Annotated in this window: 8 protein-coding genes; 2 read left to right on the forward strand and 6 right to left on the reverse strand. The window is 71.5% G+C overall.

What is annotated here, in order from left to right:
• Positions 1 to 128: 128 nt before the first annotated feature.
• Genes VFM98_RS15130 through VFM98_RS15140 form a run of 3 tightly spaced genes read right to left on the reverse strand, consistent with a single transcriptional unit; the run spans position 129 to position 2,532 of the window.
• Entirely contained in the window at positions 129 to 1,070 is a 942-nt protein-coding gene (locus VFM98_RS15130) for a threonine/serine dehydratase (protein ID WP_325110739.1), read from the reverse strand.
• A 21-nt stretch (positions 1,071 to 1,091) separates the two neighbouring features.
• Entirely contained in the window at positions 1,092 to 2,027 is a 936-nt protein-coding gene (gene ispH / locus VFM98_RS15135) for a 4-hydroxy-3-methylbut-2-enyl diphosphate reductase (RefSeq protein WP_325110740.1), read from the reverse strand.
• Position 2,028: 1 nt separating this feature from the next.
• Positions 2,029 to 2,532: an FKBP-type peptidyl-prolyl cis-trans isomerase gene (locus tag VFM98_RS15140; RefSeq protein ID WP_325110741.1), complete on the reverse strand. Its 504-nt coding sequence runs from the start codon at positions 2,530 to 2,532 to the stop codon at positions 2,029 to 2,031.
• Positions 2,533 to 2,562: 30 nt separating this feature from the next.
• Between VFM98_RS15140 and radC the strand changes: the two genes are divergently transcribed.
• A complete protein-coding gene (radC, locus tag VFM98_RS15145) occupies positions 2,563 to 3,240 on the forward strand; it encodes a RadC family protein (RefSeq protein WP_325110742.1) in 678 nt (225 codons plus the stop codon).
• The gene (locus VFM98_RS15150; protein WP_325110743.1) at positions 3,237 to 3,875 is read left to right on the forward strand and encodes a Smr/MutS family protein; all 639 of its coding nucleotides are present in this window, start codon (positions 3,237 to 3,239) and stop codon (positions 3,873 to 3,875) included. Before radC ends, VFM98_RS15150 begins: the two co-directional genes overlap by 4 nt.
• Positions 3,876 to 3,888: 13 nt before the next feature.
• Here VFM98_RS15150 and VFM98_RS15155 read toward each other — a convergent pair whose 3' ends face one another.
• The 3 genes from VFM98_RS15155 to VFM98_RS15165 all read right to left on the reverse strand — a co-directional run.
• The gene (locus VFM98_RS15155) at positions 3,889 to 4,515 is read right to left on the reverse strand and encodes a hypothetical protein (RefSeq protein WP_325110744.1); all 627 of its coding nucleotides are present in this window, start codon (positions 4,513 to 4,515) and stop codon (positions 3,889 to 3,891) included.
• A gap of 12 nt (positions 4,516 to 4,527) precedes the next feature.
• Positions 4,528 to 4,932 (reverse strand): group II truncated hemoglobin, encoded by a 405-nt coding sequence (locus VFM98_RS15160; RefSeq protein ID WP_325110745.1) that lies wholly within the window; start codon positions 4,930 to 4,932, stop codon positions 4,528 to 4,530.
• Between the two features lie 22 nt (positions 4,933 to 4,954).
• Positions 4,955 to 6,607, reverse strand: a 1,653-nt coding sequence (locus VFM98_RS15165) for an ABC transporter permease (RefSeq protein WP_325110746.1), incomplete at its 5' end; no start/stop codon positions are given.

A 6,607-nucleotide genomic window follows, 5' to 3' on the forward strand; every position in this document is an offset into this window, starting at 1 on the left:
TCGACGTCGAGGTAGGGCTGGGGCGACTTGCGCGCTTCGAGGCGCGCGATCACCTGGTTGAGGTCTTTGCGGAGCAGGTTGACGTCGAGCATCGCGGCATTTTATTCGGCGGGCCCCGCGAGGCGGCCTCAGGCCAGCGTGCCAGGATCCAGGTTCGCCCCGCACAGGATCAACGCCACCCGCTCCCCCCCGCGCGGCACATACGCCCGCGTCTGCAGGGCCGCGAGCCCCAGCGCCGCGGCCGGCTCCACCGCCAGCTTGAATTCCTTCCACAGCGCGAGCTGCGCGGCGCGGATCGCTTCATCGGGCAGCAACAGCGCGTCAGCGACGTGCCGCGCGGCGATCTCCCACGCGATCGCGCCCACGCGCCGCGCGCCCAGCGAATCGGCGGCGATGCCGCTCACCGCCACGTCCTCCGGCTCGCCCGCGGCCCGCGCGCGGTAGAGCGTCGGCGCGAGTTCCGGCTCCAGCGCGATCACGCGGCTGCGCTCCTCGAACCAGGCGGCGATGCCCGCGACCAGCCCGCCGCCGCCCACGCTCACCAGCACCGCATCGGGCGTGCCGCCGCCCTGCTCCTCGATCTCCTGCGCTATGGTGCCGGCGCCGGCCACCACCTCGGGCTGGTCGTAGGCGTGCGTGAGCAGCGCGCCGGTCTCGCGCTGGCGCGCGAGGCAGGCCTCGAGCGCCTCCGCATAGACGGCGCCGGTGACGACCACGTCCGCGCCGAGCTCGCGCAATTTCTGCTGCTTGGCGGCGCTGCTCAAGGTCGGCACGAACACCTCGCAGCGCACGCCCAGGGCACGCGCCGCGGCGGCCGTGGCGATGCCGGCATTGCCGCCCGAAGCGACGATCACGCCGCTGGCCGGAATGCGATGCGCCAGCAGGCGGTTGTACATGCCGCGTGCCTTGAAGCTACCGGAGACCTGCAGCTGCTCCAGCTTGAGCCAGACCTCCGCGCAGGCGACGCCCAGCGCCGCGCCGGGCAGCCGCCACAGGGGCGTGCGGCGGATGAAGTCGCGGCCGTCGGCGCGAAAGCGCGCGGCCGCCGTTTCGATGTCGTGCCGGTCCATGCGCCGACACTGTAGCGGCGATTACTGCTTCAGGCCCTTGGGCAGCGGGAACTTCACCGTCTCGACGATGCCGTCCATCCTGCGCACGGCCACGGCGCCCAGCGCCTTGATGCGGTCGATCACCTGCTGCACCAGCACCTCGGGCGCGGAGGCGCCGGCGGTGAGGCCCACGCGCGACTTGGCTTCCAGCCACTCGGCCTTCAGCTCGCTCGGGTTGTCGACCATGTAGGCCGGCACGCCCAGCTTGCGCGCGAGCTCGGCCAGCCGGTTGCTGTTGGAGCTGGTGGGGCTGCCCACCACGATCACCACGTCCACCTTGCGCGCCAGCAGCTTCACCGCGTCCTGCCGGTTCTGGGTGGCGTAGCAGATGTCCTGCTGCTTGGGCTGGCGCACGGCGGGGAAGCGCGCCTTCACGGCGGCCATGATCTCCGCCGCGTCGTCCACCGACAGGGTGGTCTGCGTCACGACGGCCAGGCGCTCGCTCTGCGCGGGCTGCACCCTGGCCACGTCCGCCACGTCCTCGACGAGGTGGATGCCGCTTTCGAGCTGGCCCATCGTGCCTTCCACCTCGGGATGTCCCTTGTGGCCGATCATGATGAACTCGTAGCCTTCCTTGGCGAGCTTGGCCACCTCCATGTGGACCTTGTTCACCAGCGGGCAGGTGGCGTCGAAGACGTGGAAGCCGCGCGCGGCCGCCTCGGCCTGCACCGCCTTGCTCACGCCGTGGGCCGAAAAGACCAGCGTGGCGCCGGGCGGCACCTCGTCGAGCTCCTCGATGAAGATCGCGCCCTTGGACTTCAGGTCGTTGACGACGAAGGTGTTGTGCACGATCTCGTGGCGCACGTAGATCGGCGCGCCGAAGCGCGCCAGCGCGCGCTCGACGATCTCGATCGCGCGGTCGACGCCGGCGCAGAAGCCGCGCGGCTCGGCCAGCAGGATTTCCTGGGGCGCGTCCACGTCAGATCACCCCGATCAGCTGCACCTCGAAGGTGACCGGCTGGCCCGCGAGCGGATGGTTGAAATCGAACAGGATGGTGTCGGGTTGGCCGTCGCCGTCCTCGTCCGGCCCCAGCTGGCGCACGGCGCCCGCATACTGGCCGGCGCCGTCGGGAGTGGGAAATTTCACCACGTCGCCCACGGAATATGTCGCATCAGGATCGCCCACTTGCACCAGCAGTTTGCGTGCGACCCAGCGCACCATCTCGGGGTTGCGCTCGCCGAAGGCTTCGCCCGCGGGAATCTCGAACTGCGTGCGCGTGCCCTCCTCCAGGCCCACCAGGCGCTGCTCGATGGCGGGCGAGAGCTCGCTGTTGCCCAGGGTCAGCGTCGAGGGCTTGCCCTCGAAGGTGTTGATGATGTCGCCGAAGGGCCCGGCGAGGCGGTAGTGCAGCGTGAGGAAGGAGCCCGGTTGCACCCGGGGCGTGGAGGCGGCCATGGAAGTCCCGATAAACTGGCCCTCCATTTTAGGAAGTCGGGACGCAGGGGCAGGATGATGGCGCTCAAAGACCTTCCGCTGGACGCTCGCCCGCGCGAGAAGCTGCTGGCCCGCGGGCCGGCCGCCCTGAGCGACACCGAGCTGCTGGCCCTGCTGCTGCGCACCGGCACCGCCGGCCGCAGCGTGCTGCACATGGCGGAGGACGTCCTGCTGCGCTTCGGCGGCCTGGCCGGCCTGCTGCACGCCAGCAGCGGCGAGCTGCGCAAGGTCAACGGCCTCGGCGGCCCCGCCAAGCGCTCGGAGCTGATCGCAGTGCTGGAGCTCGCGCGCCGTGCCGTCGCCGAGCGCCTGCGCGAACGCGAGGTGTTCGGCTCGCCCGAAGCCGTGAAGAATTACCTGCAGCTGCACCTGGCACGACGCCCGCACGAGGTGTTCGCGGCCTTGTTCCTCGATGCGCAGAACCGATTGATCGCGATGGAAGAACTCTTCCGCGGCACATTGACTCAGACCAGCGTGTACCCGCGCGAAGTCGTCCTCAAGTCGCTGCAGCACCACGCCGCCGCCGTGGTGCTGGCGCACAACCATCCGAGTGGTACCGTGCAGCCCTCGCGCGCCGACGAGGCCCTCACGCAGACGCTGAAGGCGGCGCTCGCGCTGGTGGACGTGCGGGTGCTCGATCACGTCATCGTGGCGCCGGGGCATGCGTTGTCGATGGCGGAGAAAGGCCTGGTTTGAAATCGAAGTCCCTGCAGGACCTGCACCACATCCGCAAGCAGGTCGCCGAACGCGAGCGCATCGCGCGCGAGGAGGCCGCCGCCCGGGCCGAGGCGCAGAAGCGCGCCGAGGCCGAGCGCAACCTGTTCCAGCGCGCCGCCGGCCCGGTGCAGAAGCTGCGCTCGCACGGGCGCGTGCACCATCCGGCCGACCCGGTCGCGCCGATCCCGGCGCAGCGCCAGCTCGATGACCAGCGGGTGCTGAAGGAGGCGATCAGCGACGAATTCGACGCCTCCACGCTGCTGGAGGTGGACGAGGCCATGAGCTTCCGCCGGCCCGGCATCGGCATCGACGTGGCGCGCAAGCTGCGCCGCGGCGAATGGAGCATCCAGTCCGAGATCGACCTGCACGGCCTGCGCACCGACGACGCGCGCGAGGCCCTCGCCGGCTTCCTGCGCGAGGCCGTCCGCCAGGGCCAGCGCTGCGTGCGCGTGGTCCACGGCAAGGGCCTCGGCTCGCCCGGCAAGACGCCGGTGCTCAAAGGCAAGGTGCACAGCTGGCTGGTGCAGAAGAACGAGGTGCTGGCTTTCGTGCAGGCGCGGGGGGACGAGGGCGGCGCGGGGGCGGTGGTGGTGCTGTTGCGGGCGGCGGCGTGATTTCCGGACGATGTCACGGATTGGCCAGCTGCGTTCGCCAGCCGTGGTCGTCCTGCGGATTGCGCTCCAGCATCCAGCGCATCCAGCGCTGCGCCCGCGCGGCGTCGCCCAGGGCGAGGGCACGGTCGATCGCCTGCGCCACCAGGCGCAGGGTCGGGCGGTTCTTGTGGTCTGCCCACTCCACCTGCGCCTGCGGCCAGGGCTCGCCGGCGGCGAGCACCAGGTCGGCCGCGGCATAAGCCAGCTGCGCCGCCGCCTCCGCGACCGCGGGCGCCGCGGTGTGCTCCTGCATCGCGCACGCGGCAATCAGCAGGTCGTCGAGCACGGGCACGGCGGCGCAAAGCTCGGGGTGGGCCTCCAGCCACTGCCGCGCCCCTTCGGGATCCTCCAGCAGTTCGTCCGCCGCGGCGTGGCGCGCGGTCAGGACGGGCAGCATGGTGCCGAAGCGGCGCGTCCAGGGGGCGAGGCTGCGCTTGACCTCCCGCGTCGGCTCGACCCGCAGGCCAGCCCCCTTGCCGGTTTCGATCACGGGCTGCAGGGCGGCGAAATGCGGCGCGTCCAGATAGGGCAGGGGCGCGCGCAGCAAGGCGGCCCAGGCCGCCTCTGGCAGTGCGCCGCTTTCAGGACCTGGATCGTGCATGAGGGCTCCCGGTCAACCCTGCACGTTGCGCATCCAGTCCGCCGTCTGGAAGAACGACTCGCGCAGGCGTGCGCGCAGGGTGTCGTCCACGCCGACTTCCCCCATTGCCTGGTCCATGCACGCGACCCACTGGTCGCGCTCCGCGATCCCGATGCGAAACGGCATGTGCCGCATGCGCAGGCGCGGGTGGCCGAAGCGGTCGGTGTAGTACTGCGGGCCGCCCAGCCAGCCGCACAGGAACCAGAACAGGTTCTGGCGCGCGCGTTCCAGCTCGGTGCCGTGGGTGGCGCGCACGGCGGTGTAGCTCGGCTCCAGGTCCATCAGGTCGTAGAAGCGGTCGACCAGGGCCCGGACCTTCTCCTCGCCGCCGATCCACTCGAAAGGGGTTGCATGCGGCGGCTTTTCTTCTCTCTCCATGCCGCCGATTGTCCCGCAAGCCCTATTCGGCCGCCTTGCGCAAGGTCTCCACGACGGGGCGGCTCAGCACTTCACGCAGGCCCCACCAGCCGGCGGCCAGCGCCAGCACGGCGCCGGCGGCAGCGCCGGCCAGGGGCACCAGGGGCGAGGCGGTCCAAGTGAAATCGAAGGCGTACTTCGCCAGCGCCCAGCCCACGACGGAGGCGACGACGCTGGCCAGGAAGCCCGCCAGCAGGCCGATGCCCGCCAGCTCCGCCCGCTGCACCTGCCGCAGCAGCGCGCCGCGCGCGCCCACCGCGCGCATGATCGCGAACTCGCGCGCGCGCTCCTCCCGCGTGGCCGTGACGGCGGCGAACAGCACCACCACGCCGGCGGCGAGCGTGAATCCGAACAGGAATTCCACCGCCCGGATCACCTTGTCCAGGACGCCCTGCACCTGGTTCAGCGTGGCCGTCATGTCGACGTCCGTGATGTTCGGGAATTCGCGCACCAGCGCGTTGTCGAAGCCCTTGCGCTCGGGCGCGCGGAAGGCGCCCATGTACGTGACCGGCACGCCGGGCAGCGCGCCCACCGGGTACATCACGAAGAAGTTGGCGCGCATGGAGCCCCAGTCCACCTTGCGCAGCGAGGTGATGCGGGCCTCGCTCGTGAGGCCGGCCAGGTCGAAGCGCAGCGTGTCGCCGAGCTTGAGCCCCAGCGTGGTGGCGATGCCCTCCTCCACGCTGACGGCGCCCTGCTCCTCGGGCGTCCAGCGGCCGCCCACGATCTGGTTGTGCGGCGGCTGCTGCGCCGAGAACGAGAGGTTGAACTCGCGGTCCACCAGCCGCCGCGCGCGGTCTTCCACGTAGTCGTCCGGCGACACGGGACGGCCGTTCACGGCCACCAGGCGGCCGCGGAACATCGGGTACCAATCCAGCCGCTGCACGCCCGCGCCGCGCAGACGCGCGAGGAAGGCCTCGCTCTGCTCCGGCATCACGTTGATCACGAAGCGGTTCGGCGCATCCGCGGGCGTGGCCTGGCGCCAGCTCGCGATCAGGTCGGTGCGCAGCAGCACGAGCAGCATCAGCGCCAGCAGGCCCACGGCCAGCGCGCTGCTCTGGACCACGGCGTAGGCCGGACGGGCGCCGATCTGGCGCGTGGCGAGCACCAGCCAGCGCGGCGCGGTCGCTTCGTTGACCACGCGGCGCAGCATCTGCACCGCCAGCCAGCTGAGGCCCGCGAACACCAGCACGGCCCCGGCGAAGCCGCCCACGGCGATGCCTCCCAGCTTCACGTCGCTGCTCGCCGCCAGCAGCAGCGCCGCGAAACCGGCCACGCCGATGCCCAGCACCAGCAGCGAAGCCGGCTTCAGGTTGCCGACGTCGCGGCGGATCACGCGCAGCGCCGGCACCTGCGCAAGCTGCAGCACCGGCGGCAGCCCGAACGCGAACAGCAGCGTGAGCCCCATGCCCAGGCCGAACAGCGCCGGCCACGCCCCGGGCAGCGGCAGGCGGCTTTCCACCAGCCCGCCCAGCAACGCGACGAAGACGAAGTGCACCGCGAAGCCGAGCGCTACCCCCAGCACGCTGGCGAACAGGCCCACCACCGTGAACTCGAAGGCGTAGCTGCCGGCGATGGCCCGCTGGCTCTGCCCCAGCACGCGCAGCATCGCGCAGTCGTCCAGGTGGCGGCTGGC

It is taken from the genome of Ramlibacter sp. (genome assembly GCF_035706265.1).
Classification (GTDB): Bacteria; Pseudomonadota; Gammaproteobacteria; order Burkholderiales; family Burkholderiaceae_C; genus Ramlibacter.

Excerpts from the sequence above, each read along its gene's own strand:
- VFM98_RS15130 (WP_325110739.1), bottom strand. The coding sequence starts at position 1,070 with ATGGACCGGCACGACATCGAAACGGCGGCCGCGCGCTTTCGCGCCGAC.
- VFM98_RS15140 (WP_325110741.1), bottom strand. The coding sequence starts at position 2,532 with ATGGAGGGCCAGTTTATCGGGACTTCCATGGCCGCCTCCACGCCCCGG.
- radC (WP_325110742.1), top strand. The coding sequence starts at position 2,563 with ATGGCGCTCAAAGACCTTCCGCTGGACGCTCGCCCGCGCGAGAAGCTG.
- VFM98_RS15155 (WP_325110744.1), bottom strand. The coding sequence starts at position 4,515 with ATGCACGATCCAGGTCCTGAAAGCGGCGCACTGCCAGAGGCGGCCTGG.
- VFM98_RS15160 (WP_325110745.1), bottom strand. The coding sequence starts at position 4,932 with ATGGAGAGAGAAGAAAAGCCGCCGCATGCAACCCCTTTCGAGTGGATC.